Annotated in this window: 13 protein-coding genes; 4 read left to right on the top strand and 9 right to left on the bottom strand. The window is 67.2% G+C overall.

Annotated features, from left to right (window positions below; all coding sequences use genetic code 11):
- Nucleotides 1-923: 923 nt before the first annotated feature.
- Nucleotides 924-2282 (bottom strand): bifunctional UDP-N-acetylglucosamine diphosphorylase/glucosamine-1-phosphate N-acetyltransferase GlmU, encoded by a 1359-nt coding sequence (gene glmU / locus TSB10P1A_RS11380; protein WP_186388032.1) that lies wholly within the window; start codon nucleotides 2280-2282, stop codon nucleotides 924-926.
- 191 nt (nucleotides 2283-2473) lie between these two features.
- On the opposite strand from glmU, the gene TSB10P1A_RS11375 reads away from it, so the two are divergent.
- A complete protein-coding gene (locus tag TSB10P1A_RS11375; RefSeq protein ID WP_208987076.1) occupies nucleotides 2474-3469 on the top strand; it encodes an SLAC1 anion channel family protein in 996 nt (331 codons plus the stop codon).
- Between the two features lie 24 nt (nucleotides 3470-3493).
- On the opposite strand, the gene TSB10P1A_RS11370 is transcribed toward TSB10P1A_RS11375, so the two are convergent.
- The 5 genes from TSB10P1A_RS11370 to TSB10P1A_RS11350 all read right to left on the bottom strand — a co-directional run bounded on the left by TSB10P1A_RS11370 (nucleotide 3494) and on the right by TSB10P1A_RS11350 (nucleotide 10308).
- Entirely contained in the window at nucleotides 3494-4105 is a 612-nt protein-coding gene (locus TSB10P1A_RS11370) for a pyridoxamine 5'-phosphate oxidase family protein (RefSeq protein ID WP_186388031.1), read from the bottom strand.
- 289 nt (nucleotides 4106-4394) lie between these two features.
- Nucleotides 4395-6491 carry a dipeptide ABC transporter ATP-binding protein gene (locus TSB10P1A_RS11365; RefSeq protein WP_186388030.1) on the bottom strand — a complete coding sequence of 699 codons (2097 nt, stop codon included), beginning with the start codon at nucleotides 6489-6491 and terminating at the stop codon, nucleotides 4395-4397.
- Nucleotides 6492-6504: 13 nt separating this feature from the next.
- Complete coding sequence (locus tag TSB10P1A_RS11360; RefSeq protein ID WP_208985218.1) at nucleotides 6505-7524, bottom strand: ABC transporter permease; 1020 nt, start codon at nucleotides 7522-7524, stop codon at nucleotides 6505-6507.
- An 18-nt stretch (nucleotides 7525-7542) separates the two neighbouring features.
- Nucleotides 7543-8493 carry an ABC transporter permease gene (locus TSB10P1A_RS11355; protein ID WP_186388029.1) on the bottom strand — a complete coding sequence of 317 codons (951 nt, stop codon included), beginning with the start codon at nucleotides 8491-8493 and terminating at the stop codon, nucleotides 7543-7545.
- Between the two features lie 123 nt (nucleotides 8494-8616).
- Entirely contained in the window at nucleotides 8617-10308 is a 1692-nt protein-coding gene (locus TSB10P1A_RS11350; protein WP_186388028.1) for an ABC transporter substrate-binding protein, read from the bottom strand.
- A 540-nt stretch (nucleotides 10309-10848) separates the two neighbouring features.
- Between TSB10P1A_RS11350 and TSB10P1A_RS11345 the strand changes: the two genes are divergently transcribed.
- Both TSB10P1A_RS11345 and TSB10P1A_RS11340 read left to right on the top strand, forming a co-directional pair.
- On the top strand, nucleotides 10849-12429 hold the full coding sequence (locus tag TSB10P1A_RS11345) for a trimethylamine methyltransferase family protein (RefSeq protein ID WP_186388051.1): 1581 nt from the start codon (nucleotides 10849-10851) through the stop codon (nucleotides 12427-12429).
- 62 nt (nucleotides 12430-12491) lie between these two features.
- The gene (locus TSB10P1A_RS11340; RefSeq protein WP_186388027.1) at nucleotides 12492-14927 is read left to right on the top strand and encodes an FAD-dependent oxidoreductase; all 2436 of its coding nucleotides are present in this window, start codon (nucleotides 12492-12494) and stop codon (nucleotides 14925-14927) included.
- A gap of 12 nt (nucleotides 14928-14939) precedes the next feature.
- Here TSB10P1A_RS11340 and TSB10P1A_RS11335 read toward each other — a convergent pair whose 3' ends face one another.
- On the bottom strand, nucleotides 14940-15836 hold the full coding sequence (locus tag TSB10P1A_RS11335; RefSeq protein WP_186388026.1) for a LysR substrate-binding domain-containing protein: 897 nt from the start codon (nucleotides 15834-15836) through the stop codon (nucleotides 14940-14942).
- A 173-nt stretch (nucleotides 15837-16009) separates the two neighbouring features.
- On the opposite strand from TSB10P1A_RS11335, the gene TSB10P1A_RS11330 reads away from it, so the two are divergent.
- Entirely contained in the window at nucleotides 16010-16213 is a 204-nt protein-coding gene (locus TSB10P1A_RS11330) for a hypothetical protein (RefSeq protein ID WP_186388025.1), read from the top strand.
- A 106-nt stretch (nucleotides 16214-16319) separates the two neighbouring features.
- Here TSB10P1A_RS11330 and xylA read toward each other — a convergent pair whose 3' ends face one another.
- Nucleotides 16320-17627 carry a xylose isomerase gene (gene xylA, locus TSB10P1A_RS11325; RefSeq protein WP_186388024.1) on the bottom strand — a complete coding sequence of 436 codons (1308 nt, stop codon included), beginning with the start codon at nucleotides 17625-17627 and terminating at the stop codon, nucleotides 16320-16322.
- Nucleotides 17624-19087 (bottom strand): xylulokinase, encoded by a 1464-nt coding sequence (gene xylB / locus TSB10P1A_RS11320; protein WP_186388023.1) that lies wholly within the window; start codon nucleotides 19085-19087, stop codon nucleotides 17624-17626. Before xylB ends, xylA begins: the two co-directional genes overlap by 4 nt.
- Nucleotides 19088-19213 lie beyond the last annotated feature (126 nt).

Genomic DNA, 19213 nt, shown 5'->3' with positions numbered 1-19213 from the left:
CGAGGGTCGCGCTTCGCTTGCCCGGCGTGACGGTCGAGGGGATGCAAGGCCGTTCCTCCCTCTCAGGACGTCGTCCCGGCCGCGCGCAAGCGCAGAGCCGGGACCCATTGGCGACCTCAGCGGGCGCGAGGCGGGCCGACGGGGCCAGCCACCCTCTCCGCCCGTCAAACCCGGACGCTACGGTGACGGACGACTTTGCGCATACCTCTCCCGGCGTCATCCCGGGCAAGGCGCAGCGCAGAACCGGGAACCACTGGCGCCCTCAGCAGGCGCGAGGCGAGCCGACGGGGCAGCCTGGCTCATGCGCTCCAGCCTCTCCCCGCGTCTTCCCGGACGAGGCCGCAGGCCGAAGATCCGGGACCGGGGAGCCCCGGCGCTCAAGGGGCGTCCGGGGAGCGCACCTCACAGGCCCTCGGCTCTCCGATCCCGCATCTGGCTCACGCTTCGTGCGGGATGACGCGGGGAGGAGTTAAGGGGCTCCCGCAACCGCTCTGGCAACCAATAGACCCCGGGTCGCGCTTCGCTTGCCCGGCGTGACGGTCGAGGGGATGCAAGGCCGTTCCTCCCTCTCAGGACGTCGTCCCGGCCGCGCGCAAGCGCAGAGCCGGGACCCATTGGCAACCTCGGCAGGCATGAGAAGGAGGCGTTGCCGGTTCTCCCTTGCGCATACCTCTCCCGGCGTCTTCCCGGACGAGGCCGAAGGCCGAAGATCCGGGACCGGGGAGCCCCGGCGGTTGTGGTGTTGTTCGGGCGTGCTGCCGACAGGCCCTCGGCTCTCCGATCCCGCATCTCCGCTGCGCTGCGTGCGGGATGACGAAGGAGGGGCTTGCGGGAAGAGGGGACGGCCGCACGCTGGCGAGATTTGCGCGCGCCGTCCAGGAGGACGAAACGCGGACCCGTGCCCGCGCTCCCCGAAAAGCCCCCTACACGCTCTTTTCCGCCTTGGCGCGGGCGAAGCGTTCCTTGAGCTGCGCCCCGCGCCCCTCCTTCACCACCTGCCGGGCGCGGCCGAGCGACAGCGCGTCGGCCGGCACGTCCTCGGTGACGACGCCGCCGGCGGCCAGATACGCCCCGTCGCCGATGCTGAGCGGGGCGACCAGCGTCGAGTTCGACCCGACAAAGGCGCCCGCGCCGATATCCGTGTGGTGCTTGAGGAATCCGTCATAGTTGCAGGTGATGGTGCCGGCGCCGATATTGGCGCCCGCCCCGACCCGCGCATCGCCGATATAGGTGAGGTGGTTGACCTTCGCCCCGGTCTCGACCCGGGCGTTCTTGATCTCGACGAAATTGCCGATATGCGCGCCGGCGCCGATCTCCGCGCCGGGCCGCAGCCGCGCGTAAGGACCGAGCGTCGCCCCGTCCGCCACCCGCGCATCCTCCAGATGCGAGAAGGCGCGGATCGTCACCCGGTCGCCGATCTCGACGCCGGGGCCGAACACCACGTTCGGCTCCACCACCACGTCGCGGCCGAGCCGCGTGTCATGGGCGAAATGCACGGTCTCCGGCGCCGTCAGCGTCGCCCCGCCCTCCATCGCGGCAAGGCGCGCCCGGCGCTGGTAGTCGGCCTCGACGCGGGCGAGCTGCGCCCGCGTGTTGATGCCCTGCACCTCCCATTCCTCGGCCCGTTCGGTGACGACCGAAAGGCCGAGCCGGTGGGCGATCTCCGCCGCGTCGGTCAGATAGAACTCGCGATTGGCGTTGTCATTGCCGATCCGGTCCAGAATCGCGGCAAGGCGCGCGCCGCGAAAGCCCATGATGCCGGAATTGCAGAAGCGCACGGCCCGTTCCGCCGCGCTGGCGTCGCGCTCCTCGCGGATCGCCAGCAGCTTGCCGCCCTCCGTCAGCAGCCGGCCGTAGCCGGTCGGGTCCTGCGCCTCGAAGCCCAGCACCACCACGTCGGCGCCCGCCTCCAGCCTTGCGCAGACCCGCTCCAGCGTCTGCGGCAAGACCAGCGGCGTGTCGCCGAACAGCACCAGCACCTGGTCCGGCGCATCGCGCCAGGCCGGCTCGGCGGCGCGCGCCGCATGGGCGGTGCCGAGCCGCTCGCCCTGCACGTGGCACTGCGCCCCCGGCGCCCGGCGGGCGACCTCGGCGACCAGTTCCGGCATGTTCGGCCCCACCACGACGGACACCCGGCCGATGCCGGCCGCATCGACCGCCTTCAGCACATGGCCGACCAGCGACAGGCCGGCGACCTGATGCATCACCTTCGGCAGGTCCGACTTCATCCTGGTGCCGAGGCCTGCGGCGAGCACGATGGCAAGGCGGGATGTGGACGGCATGGCAAACCTCTCTTTCGGGCCGGGACGGCCGGCAACCGCTGTCATCGACAGCCGGCGCGCCGGCGTCAAGACGCGCCGGCGGCAACCCCGCAACTTTGTCGCAGGAAACACGAGAACGGAGCTTGGCGAAAGCCGCTGCGGACGGATATTCAGGGGGCCACGGGGTTCTCGGAGCGGAATCGGGGCGGACAATGAGCGCGGCAACAGCGGGTGCGACGACGGAGATGGCACACGAGCCGTGGCTGAAGCATTTTCCGATCACCTTCTTCGCCGTGGTGATGGGCCTTGCCGGCCTGTCGCTGGCGACCCGCCGCATCGAGGTCGCGCTGTCCGGCGCGCCCGGCACCGCCAGCTTCGCGCTGACGCTGGTCGCTGCTGCCGCCTTCTGCGCCATCGCCGCGATCTATCTCGCCAAGGCGCTGCGCCACCCCGGCGCGGTGAAGGCGGAGTGGAATCATCCCGTGCGCATCGCCTTCTTCCCGGCGATCACCATCGGCGTGCTGCTGCTGTGCTCCGGCGTGCTGCCGCGCGCGCACGGCCTTGTCGAGATCGTCTGGCTGGCGGCGACGGCCGCCCATCTGCTGCTGATCCTCGGCGTCGTCGCCGCCTGGATCAGCCACCGCACCTTCGAACAGGCGCATCTGACGCCGGCCTGGTTCATTCCCGCCGTCGGCAACGTCCTGGTGCCGGTCGCCGGCGTCGAGCTCGGCTATCTCGAGACCTCGTGGTTCTTCTTCTCGGTCGGCATGCTGTTCTGGCTGATCTTCCTGACGCTGGTGTTCAACCGGCTGATCTTCCACAACCCGATCGCCGAGCGCCTGCTGCCGACGCTGGTCATCCTGATCGCGCCGCCCTCGGTCGGTTTCGTCTCCTGGGAGCTGCTGAACGGCGGCACGGTCGATGCGGTCGGCCGCATCCTCTATTACAGCGCGCTGATGTTCGTGCTGGTGACGCTGACCCAGGTCGGCCGCCTCTTGCGCCTGCCCTTCTCGATGGCCTGGTGGGCCTATTCCTTCCCCGTAGCCGCCTTCACCATCGCCTCGGCGCTGTTCGCGGGGTCGACCGGCGCCGCCCTGCCCCGCGCCCTCTCCTTCCTCGCCTATGGCATGCTCTGGGCGGTGATCGTCCTGCTGGTCGTCAAGACGGCCGCCGCAATCCGCCGCAACGAGATCTTCCGCCCGGAATAACAGAGCGCGGGTGAGGCTCGCGCCTCACCACAGCGTCTTGCGCGCCCGCTCCGGCCAGTCGCGGTCATAGGCCTCGCCGCCGACCGTCGCCTCGCTCAAGGCCGAAAGGATCGCCCCCGGCGTCGGCACCCCGCGTGCCGCCTCCTGCGTCTCGGCGTCCCACAGCCGCGCGCGCACGATCGCCCGGGCGCATTGGAAATAGACCGTCTCCACCTCGATCAGGATGACGCTGCGCGGCGCCTTGCCGTCGACGGCGAAGTCCTCCAGCAGGTGCGGGTCTGCGCTGATCGCCGCCCTTCCGTTGAGGCGCAGCGTCGTGCCGCTGCCGGGAATGAGGAACAGCAGCGCCACGCGCGGATCGCGGACGATGTTGCGCAGCGAATCGATCCGGTCGTTGCCGCGCCGGTCGGGCAGCGCCACGCGCTTCGGCCCGAGAATGCGCACCACCTCGCCCCGGTCGCCGCGCGGCGAGCAGTCGAGCCCCTCCGGCCCGGCGGTCGCCAGCGCCACGAAGGGCGAGGCCTTGATCAGGGCGGCATAGTCGTCGCTGATCCAGTCGATCTCCTTGACCCTGGAAGCCGCCCCCGGCGTGCCGTAGAGCGCCTCCAACTGGTCCAGCGTGGTGATCGTCGTCATGCCGCCTCTCGCTCCTCTTGCGCACCGTCCCGGCGCCCGCCCTCTCCCCGCAGCCCGGCCGCTTCGGATCCGCGATCTGGCTCGAACTATAACCGAACTCCGGCGCACGGGGACAAGTCGGCGAGCCCCGGCCGCCGCCCGCCGGGGATAAGTGCCGCCGGCACGCGCTGTTGGGCGCGCCATCTGGGCTGCTTTCGGGCCGCGACCCGCGATTTTGGGAAATTGAGACGGCCAACATCAAAATTTTGCGATTTTGAGACGGAATTTTGCAAAATCCGTCTCAAAATTTTCAAAGCCGTTCGGCCGCCTCGCTCTTCGGCTTTATCACCGGCTCCATCGCGGTCAGTTCGGCCGGATCGAGATGGCACAGGATCCGGTGTCCCTCGCCGAAATCGCGCAGCGGCGGCAGCTCGGCGTCGCAGGTGCCCGGCATCATATAGGGGCAGCGGGTGGAGAACGGGCAGCCCTTCGGCGGGTTGGTCGGCGACGGGATTTCCCCTTTGAGCACGATATGCCGCTTCTCGATCCGCGTGTCGGCGATCGGCACCGCCGCCAGCAGTGCCTCCGTATAGGGGTGGTAGGGCGGCGCGAAGATATCCTCGGTCGTGCCCTGCTCCATGATCCGGCCGAGATACATCACCACCACCCGGTCGGCGAGATAGCGCACCACCGACAGGTCGTGGCTGATGAACAGCATCGTCGTGCGGTTCTGGCGCTGGATATCCATCAACAGCTCGGTCACCGCCGCCTGCACCGACACGTCCAGCGCCGACACCGGCTCGTCGGCGATCACCACCTTCGGATTGCCGGCAAAGGCCCGCGCGATGCCCACCCGCTGCTTCTGTCCGCCGGAGAGCTGGCGCGGCTTGCGCCTGGCGAAATCGCGCGGCAGCTTCACCGTGTCGAGCAGCCGGTGGACGATCGCCTCGACCTCCTCGTCCTTGCTGGCGACCCCGAACTTGCGGATCACCCTTGCGATCTGGCTGCCGACCGAATGCGACGGGTTCAACGTGTCGAACGGGTTCTGGAACACCATCTGCAGCTTCGAGATGGTCTCGGCGTTGCGCCGCTGCACCGGCAGGCCGCCGAGCTCGACATTGCCCAGCATCACCTTGCCGTCGGTCGCATCCTCCAGTCCCATCAACACCTTGGCGAAGGTCGACTTGCCGCAGCCGCTCTCGCCGACGATGGCGACCGTCTCGGCCTCGCGCGCGGTGAAGCTCAGCTTCTCGTTGGCCTTGACCACCCGCTCGCTGCCGCCGACGACGAAGAGCCCGCCCTCCTCGATCAGGTAGTGCTTGGTCATGTCCTCGACGGAGAGCACCACATCGCCCGGCTCGACCGGCGGTTTCGCCTCGCCCTTCGGCAGGTCGCGGTTCCAGTCGATCTCCTCGAACCGCTCGCAGCGCACCCGGTGGTCGGCATCGCCCGGCACCGCATGCATCGGCAGCGGCCCGGCATCGCACACGCCGGTGCGGAAGAAGGTGCAGCGCGGGCCGAAGTTGCACCCGCGAGGCCGCTCATGCGGCAGCGGCAACTGGCCCGGAATTGCCACCAGCGGATGGGCGTTCTTGTCCGCCCCCGGCAACGGGATCGAGCCGAACAGTCCCCGCGTGTAAGGGTGGCGCATCTCGTCGAAGACGTCGTGAATGTCCCCGACCTCCACCGCCTCGCCGGAATACATCACCGTCAGCCGGTCGCAGGTCTCCAGGATCAGCCCGAGATTGTGCGAGATGTAGATCATCGAGGTGCCGAACTCCTCGGCGATCTCGTTGATCAGCTCGACGATGCCCGCCTCCACCGTCACGTCGAGCGCCGTGGTCGGCTCGTCGAGCAGCAAGAGCTTGGGGTTCGACAGCAGCGCCATGGCGATCACCACGCGCTGCTGCTGGCCGCCGGAAATCTGGTGCGGATAGGAGGCGAGGATGCGCTTCGGGTCCGGCAGGCGGACCTTGGCCAGCATCTCCTCGGCCCGCGCCAGCGCCTCCCGCTCGCTGAGTCCGTCATGGTAGATCGGCACCTCGGCGAGCTGGTCGCCGATGGTCATCGACGGGTTCAGCGAGGCCATCGGCTCCTGATAGACCATGGCGATGCGCGAGCCGCGGATCTGGCGCAGCTCCTCCTCGCTCATCTGCCGCATGTCGCGGCCCTCGAACAGGATTTCCCCGCCGACGATGGCGCCGTTGCGGCCCATGTACTGCATGATCGCCAGCGCCACGGTCGACTTGCCGCAGCCGCTCTCGCCGACGATGCCATGCGCCTCGCCCGGCATCAGCTTGAGATTGAAATCCACCACCGCCGGGATCTCGCCGGCGCGCGTGTAATAGGAGATGCAAAGGTTCCGGCATTCCAGGACGGGAACCTGCTCGGCGGCCTCGGCGCTCATCTTGTCCCCCTCCTCAGTCACGCAGGCTCATTTCCCGCAGGCCGTCGGCCAGCAGGTTGAAGCCCAGGATCAGGCTCGACACCGCCAGCGCCGGCACCAAAAGCATGTAGGAGAATTTCCACAGCATCGCCGTCCGGGCGCTCTCCCGGATCATCAGCCCCCAGTCCGGGTCCGGCGGCTGCAGGCCGAGCCCCAGGAAGGTCAGCGTGGTGATCGCCACCGTCGTGTAGCCGAGCCGCAGGCAGGCATCGACGATGATCGGCCCGCGCACGTTCGGCAGCAGCTCGAAGATCATGATGTAGAGCGGATGTTCGCCGCGCGTCTGCGCCGCGTAGACATAGTCGCGCGTCTTGATGTCGAGCGCCAATCCCCGGACGATGCGCATGATCGCCGGCGCCGAGGCGAAGGTCACCGCCACCACGATGTTGAAGCCCGAGGGGCCGAGATAGTTCAGGATGACGATGAACAGCACCATCACCGGAAACGACAGCAACACATTGGCGACAAAGGAAATAATCTCGTCCCACCAGCCGGCGAGATAGCCGGAGATCAGCCCGAACATGGCGCCGACCACATAGGCGACCATGGTCGCCGTGACGCCCCAGACCAGCACCCGCTGGCAGCCCCATATCATCCGCGACAGCATGTCCCGGCCCTTGAAGTCGGTGCCGAGCCAGAAGAACAGATCTCCCCGCTCGGTGAACGGCGTCGTGAACGGCGCGATCGGCTTGTTCGGGTCCATCAAGGGCAGGTAGGGCGCGCTCACCGCCATCAGCAGCCAGAAGAACACCAGCGTCAATCCGATCACCGCGACCCGGCTCTCGCGGAAGGCGCGCACGCCCAGCACATAGAGCAGCACGGTCGCCGGGATCGCCGGCAGCAGCACGTTCTGCGCCCCCGATCCGAGCCGGTGCCCGAACATCACATAGGCGGTCAGCGGCAGCCAAAGCAGCAGCGCCAGCGCGATGACGGGCTTGGGCCGCGACAGGCGGTCGAGGAGCGACGGGCCGGACTGGATCTCGGTCACTGCCATGGCGGGCGTCTCCGGTCCTTACGCAAAACGGATGCGCGGGTTCAGGAAGGTGTAGCCGATGTCGGAGATGATCTGCGACAGAACGGCGACGGCGACGGCAACGAGGGTGCAGGCCTGCACCACCTCGACGTCGGGAAACAGCGCGGCTTCCAGCAAGAGCTTGCCGAAGCCGTTGTATTCAAAGAAGACTTCGACCACGACGACGCCCGACAGCAGCCAGTTGAGCTGCAGCACGATCAGCGTGAACGGCGCGATCAGGGCGTTGCGCAGCGCGTGCCGCATCACCACCCGGCGGTATGGCAGGCCCTTGAGAATGGCGGTCCGGATATATTGCGAGGTCATCACCTCGGCCATCGAGGCGCGGGTCATCCGCGCCACATAGCCGAAGTCGTAGATCACCAGCGTCAGCACCGGCAGGACCAGCTCGCGGAAGCTGAAGCCGCCGATCATCGCCGATTTGACCGGCAGCCAGCCGAGGCCGAGGGCGAAGATCACCGTCAGCAGGATGGCGCTGGCGATCTCCGGGATGCTGGTCGTGAACACCGAGATGAACGAGATGCTCCGGTCCTGCAGCGATCCCTCTTTCATCCCCGCCAGAATGCCCAGGATCAGCGATAGCGGGATCATCAAGGCGAAGACGAAAAACGCCAGGATGCCGGTATTGGCAAGCCGGTCCGCCAGCAGCGGTCCGACCGGCCGGTTCTTCTCGTAGGAGAAGCCGAAATCCCCGCTCAGGATATTGCCGACCCAGTTGAGATAGCGCTGGTGGAAGGGCACGTCGAGGCCGCGCCCGGCGAGCCAGCTCTTGTAGCTTTCCTCGGTCAGGGCCGAGACGGCGAAGCCGCCAAGCTCTTGAACCGCCAGCCGTTTCTTGAACTCGGGCGTGTCGAAGATCGCGAACAGCAACAGCGAGGAGACCGCCATGATCAGAACCATCTGAACCAGGCGTCTCAGGATCAGTTTCAGCATATGGCGCCCACCGTGTCGGCCCCTCGGACATGCCGGCAACACGGCATGCGGGCCCTCCCCCTGACCTCAGCAGCGAGACCGCCGCGCCGGAGAAATCCCCGGCGCGGCGCTGCATCGTTCGTGTCAGCTCATCCAGACCTTGTTGAACTGGTGATACTGGGTCGGATGGGCCGGATAGCCGTGCACCGACTTGGACGCCATCGTGTAGACCGGCCGCCAGATCGGCAGAACCATGACCGAGGCGTCCTGCAGGATCTTCGAGGCCTTGGCGAGCAGCCCCTTGCGGGTCTCCACGTCGAGCGTCGCCTCGGCCTCGTCGAGCGCGGCATCGAACTCCGCCGAGGCGAAGCCGGACTCGTTCCACGGCACGCCCGTGCGGTAGCCGAGCGACATCACCATCGTGCCGAGCGGCCGATGCGTCCAGGCGGTGGCGCCGAACGGCGTCTTGGTCCAGATCTCCCAGTATTTGGAGGCCGGTATCACATTGATATTGAGCGTGATTCCGGCATCCTTGAGCTGGTCGCGCATCGCCTCGGCGGCCGTCTGGTGCCACGGCCCGTCGGTGTTGCCGATGTCGATGGTGATCGTGATGCCGTTGGGGTGCCCGGCCTCGGCGAGCAGCGCCTTGGCGCCCTCCACGTCGCGGGTCAGCGGCGGCAGCGCCTCATAGTCCGGATGCACCGGCGCGACATGGTAGTTCTCGCCGACATCGCCGCCTTCCGGATAGACCAGCGGCTTGATCGCGGCATTGTCGATGGCCATGGTCACGGCCTTGCGCACGCGCTCGTCATTGAACGGAGCGGCATCGACCCGCATGCGGCAGCACAGGGTCTGCGCGGTGCGCGCGGCGATGATCTCCCCGTCGAGCGCCTTGGCCAGTTCCATCTGCTCGACGCCGAAGTCGTAGATGGCATCGACGCTCTCGCCGGCAAAGGCGGTGAGCTGGTTGTCCGCGTCGAAATTGTAGTAGTGGATCTCGTCGAGAAACACCGTGCCGCCCCAATATTCGAACGGCTGGCCGCCGGCCTCGGTCACCTTCTTGAGGATGCAGCGGTCGCCGACGACGTTCTCCGCGATCGTGTAGGCGCCCGTGCCGTTGATCACGTTGTCGAGCGGCGGCTTGAAGCCGCGATGCACGATGGCGGTCGGGTAGTTGTACATATCCTCGGGGAAGGACAGCACCGGCTTGGTCAGATTGAAGCGGATCGTGTGCTCGTCGATCACCTCGATCGCCCCGTCGATCAGCCGCTTCTTGCCGTCGACCTCCTCGACCATCGCCGAGACCGACGAGAGGCCGATATTGGACGAACCGAGGTCCGGGTCGGTCCAGCGCTCGAAGTTGAACTTCACGTCCTCGGCGGTGAAGTCGTCGCCATTGTGCCACTTCACGCCCTTGCGCAGGTGGAAGGTCCAGGTCTTCAAATCCTCGGAAGCTTCCCAACGCTCGGCCAGCATCGGCCGGGTGACGTTGTCCGGGCCGGTCATCGCCAGATATTCCAGCATGTGACGGGTCTGGTTGGAGGCCTGGGTCCAGGAGAAGGTCGCCGGATCGTCGATCTTCTGCACCTGCATCGCCACCTTCAGGATGCCGCCGGCCTTGGCGTTCGGATCGTCCGCCGGGAACGGCAGGTTGGCCGCGTCCTGGGCGATTGCCGGGCTCGGCAGGCCGGCCATCGCATAGGCCGCGCCGGCGCCCACGCCCAGCAGCGCTGCGTAGCGGACGAACTCGCGCCGGCTCAGCCGGCCGCTGTCCATCTGTTCCTGCGCTTCCCTGACTTTCGGATGCATCGTGTTTGTCGTCTTGTTGGTCGACATTGCCCTGTATCCCCTCGAGACTGTTGTTGCATTTTCCGTTTTGCCTGCGCGTCGCGGGTCTTGTGCCCGCTGCGCGGCTTGCTTTCCGGCCCCACCCTTGCTGCCCGCGCAACTCGTCGCCGCGGGTGACCTCAGGACCTGACCTTGCGATCCTCCCTCCGCCCGGCCACGCCTTCGACACGGCGAAGGTGCGAACCGATGTGGTGTTCTGGTGCCGTGCCGGCCGGCAACGCGGTCAGCACGGATCGAGCAGGATCAACCTAACATGCAATCATGGTAGCTTGGCAAAGCCTTCGAATCCTTTTTTTCAGGTCCGGCCGGCTGGTGTCGGTATCCGACAAAAGCTCGTCGCATAATCGATATCGCCTTTCCCTCGCTGACGGCGCTAGGCTTCTGTCACATCGCGCGTATTGAAACGCAGACGCTTCCGAAACAACAGGCAAACTGCTTGCCGTTTTCGGAGACGGGTGGATTTTACTGAGACGGATACGAAACTGGACGTTCGCGATCGCGACAGGGAGCCCGGTTCTCATGGCCCAGATGCACGGAACTGAGGACATCGCCGCCGGTGACGAGGAAGCCGCCGGCCGCCGCCGCGGACGCAGGGGCCGCCGGGAGGTTCAGGGGCATTCCGACGCGATCGAGCAGAAGCCGTTCCGTGCCCGCCGCAACCCTTTCGCGCCCGTCCAGGCGGTCTCCGACGATCAACTTGAGGCGATCCATTCCGCCTCGCTGGATGTGCTGGAAAATATCGGCATCGATTTTATCAACAGCGAGGCCAAGGCGCTGCTGAAGGCCGCCGGCGCCGATGTTTCGGCCTCTTCCGACCGAATCAGGCTGGATCGCGGCCTGGTTCTGGAGGCGCTCGCCAGCGCACCGGCGGAATTTATCCTCCATGCGCGCAACCCTGAGCGCAATCTAAAGGTAGGCGCCGACAGCGTCATCTGGAGCGGCGTCGCCAGCGCCCCCAACTGCGCCGATGCGCAGCGCGGCCGGCGCCCCGGCAGCCAGCAGGACTATCGCGACTTCGTCCGCCTCAGCCAGGTTTTCAACGTCATCGATCTCAATGGCGGCTATCCGGTCGAGCCGGTCGACATCCACCCGTCCGTGCGCCATCTCGACTGCGTCTCCGACTTCGTGACGCTGACCGACAAGGCCTTCCACATCTATTCGCTCGGCCGCGAGCGCAATCTGGACGGCATGGAGATCGCCCGGATCGCACTTGGCATGACGGATGAAGAATTTGACAGAACCCCTTGTGTTATCTCGATTATCAACTCGTCTTCGCCGCTGCGCCTCGACACCCCGATGCTCCAGGGCATCATCGAGATGTCGCGGCGCGGGCAGCCGATCGTGCTCACCCCCTTCACCCTTGCCGGGGCGATGGCGCCGGTCACGGTCGCCGGGGCCCTGGTGCAGCAGAATGCCGAGGCGCTGGCCGGGCTCGCCTTCGCCCAGATCGTGCGGCCCGGCGCCCCGGTCGTCTATGGCGGCTTCACCTCCAATGTCGACATGAAGTCGGGTGCCCCCGCCTTCGGCACGCCGGAATACATGCAGGCGGCCCTTGTCGGCGGCCAGCTCGCCCGCCGCTACAACCTGCCCTACCGCTCCTCGGCCGTCTGCGCGGCCAACTCGCCCGACGCCCAGGCAGCCTGGGAGACGGTGTTCTCGCTCTGGGGCGCCTTGATGGGCGGCGCCAACTACGTCAAGCACGCCGCCGGCTGGCTGGAAGGCGGGCTGACCGCCGGCTTCGAGAAATTCGTCATCGACATCGACCTCTTGCAGATGATGGACGCCTTCCTGCAACCGCTCGACACCTCGCCGGAGGCGCTCGCCGTCGAGGCGATCCGCGATGTCGGGCCCGGCGGCCACTTCTTCGGCACCGCCCACACGCAAGCCCGCTACAAGACCGCGTTCTATCCGCCTATCATCTCCGACTGGCGGAACTTCGAGACCTGGCGCGACGCGGGCTCGCCGACCGCCTACGACAAGGCGCAGGTGGTCTACAAGAAGGCGCTCGCCGAATACGAGGCCCCGCCCCTCGATCCGGCGATTGCCGAGGAACTGGCGGCATTCGTCGCCCGGCGCAAGGCCGAAGGCGGCGCGCCCACCGACTTCTGACGACGGCCGGCCGGCCGTCGGTGCTCCCATCCCTCCCTTCCAGACAACGGGGACCCAGACGAATGAAATCCCAGGCTCGCGTGGTGGTGATCGGCGGCGGCGTCGTCGGCTGCAGCGTCCTTTATCACCTGACCCGGAGGGGCTGGACCGACGTGTTGCTGATCGAGCGCTCGGAGCTCACCTCCGGCTCGACCTGGCACGCGGCCGGCGGCTTCCACACGCTGAACGGCGACCCGAACGTCGCCAAGCTGCAGGCCTACACCGTCTCGCTCTACAAGGAGATCGAGGAGATTTCCGGCCAGTCCTGCGGGTTGCACCTGACCGGCGGCCTGCAGCTCGCCGACACGCGCGAGCGGCTCGACTGGCTGAAGATGGCCCATGCCCGCGGCCGCTATCTCGGCATGGAAACGGAGATCATCTCGGCGAAAGAGGCCAAGGAAGTCCTGCCGCTGATCGACGAGCGGCATTTCGTCGGCGCCATGTGGGACCCGATCGAGGGCCATCTCGACCCCTCCGGCACCACCCATGCCTATGCCAAGGCGGCGCGCAAGGCCGGCGCCGAGATCTCCCTGCGCAACCGCGTGGTGGAGCTCGCCCAGAAGCCGGACGGCACCTGGCTGGTCGTCACCGAACAGGGCACGGTGGAGGCCGAACATGTGGTCAATGCCGGCGGCCTGTGGGCGCGCGAGGTCGGCCGCATGGTCGGGCTGGAACTCCCGGTCCTTGCCATGGAGCACCACTATCTGCTGACCGAAGACATGCCGGAGATCGCCGAGATCGTCGCCTCGACCGGCAAGGAGATGGTTCATGCCATCGACTTCTCCGGCGAGATCTATACCCGCCAGGAGCGCGCCGGCATGCTGCTCGGCACCTATGAGCGCGCGGCAACGCCCTGGAGCCCGCGCCAGACGCCCTGGGACTTCGGCCAGGAACTGCTGGCGCCGAACCTGGAGCGCATTGCCCCCTCGCTGGAGATCGGTTTCGAGCACTTCCCCGCGCTCAAGCACACCGGCATCAAGCAGTTCGTCAACGGCCCCTTCACCTTCTCCCCCGACGGCAATCCGCTGGTCGGCCCGGTGCGCGGCCTCACCAATTTCTGGTGCGCCTGCGCGGTGATGGCCGGCTTCAGCCAGGGTGGCGGCGTCGGCCTTGCTCTCTCCAACTGGATGGTCGACGGCGACCCCGGCTTCGACATCTGGGGCATGGACGTTGCCCGCTTCGGTCCCTGGGCGACCCTTGCCTATACCAATGCCAAGGTGCGCGAGAACTATTCCCGCCGCTTCCGCATCCGCTATCCCAACGAGGAACTGCCCGCCGCCCGTCCGCACCAGACAACGCCGCTCTACGACCGCATGCGCGCGCAAGGCGCGGTGATGGGCGACAGTTGGGCGCTGGAAACGCCGCTCTGGTTCGCGCCCGAAGGCACGGAGGCGCGCGACATCGTTTCCTTCCGCCGGTCCAACGACTTCGAGCACGTCAAGGCCGAGTGCCAGGCGGTGCGGAGCGGCGTCGGCATCACCGAGATCGCCAATTTCGCCAAGTACGAGATCGCAGGCAGCGGTGCCGAGGCCTTCCTCGACCGGATGATGACCAACCGCATGCCGGCACTCGGCCGCATGGTGCTGACGCCGATGCTGAACGAGACCGGCAAGCTGATCGGCGACTTCACCATCGCCCGCATCGCCGACGACCGCTTCCTGATGTGGGGCTCATCCCAAGCCGAGATCTACCACATGCGCTGGTTCGAGCGGCATCTGCCGCAGGATGGCTCGGTGCGGGTGACGCCGATCAATCTCGGCTGGGTCGGCCTGTCGATCGCCGGGCCCAAGGCGCGCGACCTGCTGGCGCGGGTCACCGGCGACGACGTGTCGAACGACGCCTTCCCCTTCATGGCCAGCCGGGCGATGGACGTCGCCTCGGCCCCCTGCCATGTCAGCCGCATCAGCTATACCGGCGACCTCGGCTACGAGATCTGGATGGCGCCGCATTACGAGCGCCGGGTCTATGACGCGCTGAAGGAAGCGGGTGCCGATCTCGGCCTGCGCGACTTCGGCATGCGCGCCCTGCTCTGCCTGCGGCTGGAAAAGAACTTCGGCACCTGGTTCCGCGAGTTCCGCCCGATCTACGGGCCCTATGAGGCCGATCTCGGCCGCTTCGTCGCGCTGAACAAGGGCGAGTTCATCGGCCGCGAGGCCGCCATTCGGGAGAAGGAGAGCGGCGGCACGCTGCGCCGGGTGAGCTTCGTCGTCGAGGCGGGCGATGCCGACGTGATCGGCGACGAACCGATCTGGCATGACGGAAAGGTCGTCGGCTGGATCACCTCCGGCGGCTACGGCCATTTCGTCGACGCCTCGCTGGCGCAAGGCTACCTGCCGAAGGACCTGGCGGCGCTCGGCCCGGACGGCGCCTTCGAGATCGAGATCATCGGCGAGCGGGTCAAGGCCCGCATCATCACGCAGCCGCTGTTCGACCCGCGCGCCGAGCGGATGCGCATGTAGCCGGCGCGGCGCTCAGCTTCCGGGATTCATCTCCCGGAAGCAGGCGATCACATGGCTGGCGAAGGCGTCGCTCGCCTTGCCGGCATTGCCCGCCTCCTTGAGGATCAGGTGGTAGTCGCCGATTTCCGGCAGGCCGTGGCGCGCGTCGAGCTTCTGCAGCGGCGGCGTGATGACGCTGGTCGGAAATGGGGCAATGGCGAGATCCGCCAGAAGAGCCGCCTCCTGGCCCGCACTGTGAAAGCTCTGATAGGCGATCCGGTAGGGGTGCTCGGCCTTGTCGAGGGCGATGCGCGCGGCCTTGCGCCAGGGGCAGCCGGACACCGACAGCGCCAGCGGCAGCGGGTTGCGGCTATAGGCAACGCCCCCTTCCAGCCCGGCCCAGGCGAGCGGCTCGGTGTAGACGATCTCCCCGCCGCGGGCGAGATCGCTGTCGGGCCGGGCCGTGTAGAGGATCAGGTCGAGTTGGCCCTCCTTCAGCTTTTGCAGCAGCGGCGGACTGCCGTCGAGATGCACGTCGACATTGACCGCCGGATGCGAGCGCGCGAAGCGCGTCAGGATATTGGGCAGGAATCGCGTGCCGAAATCGGAAGGCGCGCCGAAGCGCACCTCGCCCTCGATGGAGGGCGAGCGGAACATCGCCACCGCCTCCTCGTTGAGCAGCAGGATGCGCCGCGCATACCCGAGCAGCGCCTCGCCCTCCGCAGTCATGCGGACACTGCGTCCCTCCCTTGCGAAAACCGCAGTGCCGAGCAGCGTCTCCAGCTTCTTCACCTGCATGGAGACGGCCGACGGCGTGCGCCCGATCACCTCGGAAGCCTTTGAAAAGCTTCCGGTTTCGGCGATGACAAGGAAGGTCCGATAGAGGTCCGTCTCGATCAGCGGCGTGCCTTTTCCCGGCACCAGATCCATGGTGTGGCCTCCCTGTCGTTCAGATCAATGAAATTGATCATATACATGAGTCCTTTTGGTTTGCCTGATAGCGCGAATGCCACCATATCCCCGGTCAGAGCGGTATGACAGTTCGCCCGCGTGCGAACTGCCCGGCCGCCACGGCATCGCACCTTGAGCGCATGGAGAGCGCCATGTCCTATCTGACCAAGCTTCTCGGCACGGCCTTCGGCGCCACGACGCGCGTCCATGCGCTGTCGGTCGCCGATACCGACCCGCGCACCCTTGCCGATCTCGGCATGTCGGGCGACGCGGCGAAGCAGGCCCGTTTCCAGTCGTTCCGCGCCGGCGAGCCCGGTGCCTCGAACGCTGCCCGCCTCGGACTGAACGGTCGCTGAGCACGCCTCCCCGCCGGCTTTCGACCGCATCGTCACCTGAAACGACAAACCGCCGAAGCGCAAGCTTCGGCGGTTTTCGTTTGTGCAGAAGGCGTTGGAGCCAAGCTCAGAGGCGGCGGTTGACCAGGTTCTCCAGATATTCCTGGCGGCCCGAGACCGGGCGCGGATCGATCCCCTCGCGCTCGACGCGCGCGGCGATCTCCTCCAGCGTGCGCTCGCCCTTCAGCATGGCGGTCGCCTCCGGCGCCTGCCATCCGGCATAGCGCTTGGCCACCGCGTCCGACAGGTCGCCCTTTTCCATGAGCTCGGCGGCGGCGAGAAGCCCGCGGGCGCAGGTGTCCATGCCGCCGATATGGCCATGGATCAGGTCGGCCGCATCCAGCGACTGGCGGCGGAGCTTGGCATCGAAGTTGAGGCCGCCGGTGGTGAAGCCGCCCGCCTTGAGGATGTAGTAGAGCGCCAGCGCCACTTCCGGCACGTTCATCGGGAACTGGTCGGTGTCCCAGCCGGACTGGTAGTCGTTGCGGTTCATGTCGATGGACCCGAAGATCCCGAGTGCGGAGGCGAGCGCCACCTCATGCTCGAAGGAATGGCCGGCGAGCACCGCATGGCCGACCTCGATGTTCACCTTCACCTCGTTTTCGAGGCCATAGGCCTTGAGGAAGCCGTAGACGGTGGCGACGTCGAAATCGTACTGGTGCTTGGTCGGCTCCTGCGGCTTCGGCTCGATCAGGATCGCGCCTGGAAAGCCGATCTTGTGCTTGTAGTCGACGACCATCGACAGGAAGCGGCCCATCTGATCGAGTTCGTGCCTGAGATCCGTGTTGAGCAGCGTCTCGTAGCCCTCACGCCCGCCCCACAGCACGTAGTTCTGGCCGCCGAGCTGGTGCGTCACGTCCATGCAGGCCTTCACCTGGCCGGCTGCGTAAGCGAAGACGTCCGGGTCCGGATTGGTCGCCGCGCCCGCCATGTAGCGACGATGCGAGAAGAGGTTGGCCGTGCCCCACAGGAGGCGCGTCTTCGAGCTCTCCATCTTGCGGGCGAAGACCTCGGCGATCTCCTGCAGGTTGCGGTTGCTCTCGGCGAGCGTCGCGCCCTCCGGCACCGCGTCCCGGTCATGGAAGCAGAAGAACGGCACGCCAAGCAGGTCGAACATCTCGAAGGCGACGTCGGCCTTCAGGCGCGCCATCTCCATCGTCTCGCCGAACCACGGCCGTTCGAAGGTCTGGCCGCCGAACGGGTCGCCGCCCGGCCAGCAGAAGCTGTGCCAATAGGCGACGGCAAAACGCAGATGTTCCTCCATCCGCTTGCCGAGCACGAGCCTGTCGGCGTCGTACCAACGATAAGCAAAGGGATTTTCGCTCTCCGGCCCTTCGTAGCGGATGGCGGGAATGCCGTCGAAAAACGCAGTCATCGCAGAACCTCTCTCAGTGCCGGATAGAGGGCCCGGTAGCGGGCGAGCCCCTCTTCGTGGAAGGAACGCAAGGCCCCGTCTGGGCCGATGGAAAAGGCTGTCGGCGGCGGGGCGAAGCGATCCGCACCGCAAGCGCCGGTGGCCGCCGCCCGGCCGAGCCGCGCCGCGCCAAAGGCCGCGCCGAAATCGCCGTTGCCGGGCACGTCGATTTCGATGCCCAGCACACTCGCCAGGATCTCCAGCCAGTCGCGCGAACGGGCGCCGCCACCGATGGCGGTGGCCCGCTCGACGCAGGTCCCGGCCGCCGACAGCACGTCAAGACAGTCGCGAAAGGCATAGGCAACGCCTTCCAGCACGGCGAGCGCGAGATCGGCCCGGTCGTGCGCCTGCGACAGGCCGACGAAGCTGCCGCGCGCCGAGGCGTCGTTGTGCGGTGTGCGCTCGCCGGACAGATAGGGCAGGAACAGCACCGGCTGCCCGTCCCGAGGCTGTTGCCGGCGGGTGGCTGCCTCGCGCTCGAGCGTCGCGACATCGCGGCCCGAAATCCGTGCCAGCCAGTTGAGGCTGTCGGTCGCCGACAGGATCACCCCCATCTGGTGCCAGGTGTCCGGCAGCGCATGGCAGAAGGCATGAACCGCGCCGGCGGTGTTGGGCCGGAAGCGGTCGGTCGCAACGAACAGAACGCCGGACGTGCCGAGCGACAGAAAGGCCTCGCCCGGACGCACGGCGCCGATGCCGCAGGCACTGGCGGCATTGTCACCGGCCCCGCCCGCCACCACCGGTGGCCGGGCAAAACCCCAGCGCGCGGCCAGTTCCGACAGGATAGTGCCGGTCGCATCGGTGCCCTCGGCGAGGGTCGGCATGTTGGCGCGCGAAAGGCCGGTTGCGGCAAGCAACTCGTCCGACCAGTCCCGGCGGGCGACATCAAGCCAGAGGGTGCCGGCGGCGTCCGACATGTCGGAGACGGCCGCCCCGGTCAGGCGCAGCCGGACATAGTCCTTCGGCAGCAGCACCAAGGCGGTTTTCGCAAAGATGTCGGGTTCGTGGCGCGCGACCCATTCGAGCTTCGGCGCGGTGAAGCCGGGCATGACAAGATTGCCGCCGATGCCGCGAAAATCGGCCCGCGCGTCCAGCGCCCCGCACTCGGCTTCCGAGCGCCCGTCGTTCCACAGGATCGCCGGACGCAGCACCTGGTGCGCGGCATCCAGCAGGGTCGCGCCATGCATCTGACCGGACAGGCCGAGGCCGGTAACGGCCGCCATTTCGGACGGATGGCTGCGGGCGAGTTCGTCGAGCGCTGCGACCACCGCATCCCACCAGGCATGCGGGTCCTGCTCCGACCAGCCGGGATGTGGCCGCGAGACGGTCAGAGAGCTGGACGCGGAGGCAAGGATCGCGTCCGCCTCGTCCATGAGTACCGCCTTGACCCCGGACGTGCCGATGTCGATTCCCAGATACACGTTTCCTCCCGCGCCGCGTCGTGGCGGCTGTTCATATTATTTTCGATACCAAAATATACCATGGCGCGGGGAAATAAAGAGGCTCGATGAAAACTGGCGGCGCGATTGCTCGCGCCGCCACGATAT

Source organism: Stappia sp. TSB10P1A, from assembly GCF_900185725.1.
GTDB lineage: Bacteria > Pseudomonadota > Alphaproteobacteria > Rhizobiales > Stappiaceae > Stappia.
The sequence above is the reverse complement of the archived record's forward strand: the minus strand, read 5'-3'. Positions and strand labels throughout refer to the sequence as shown.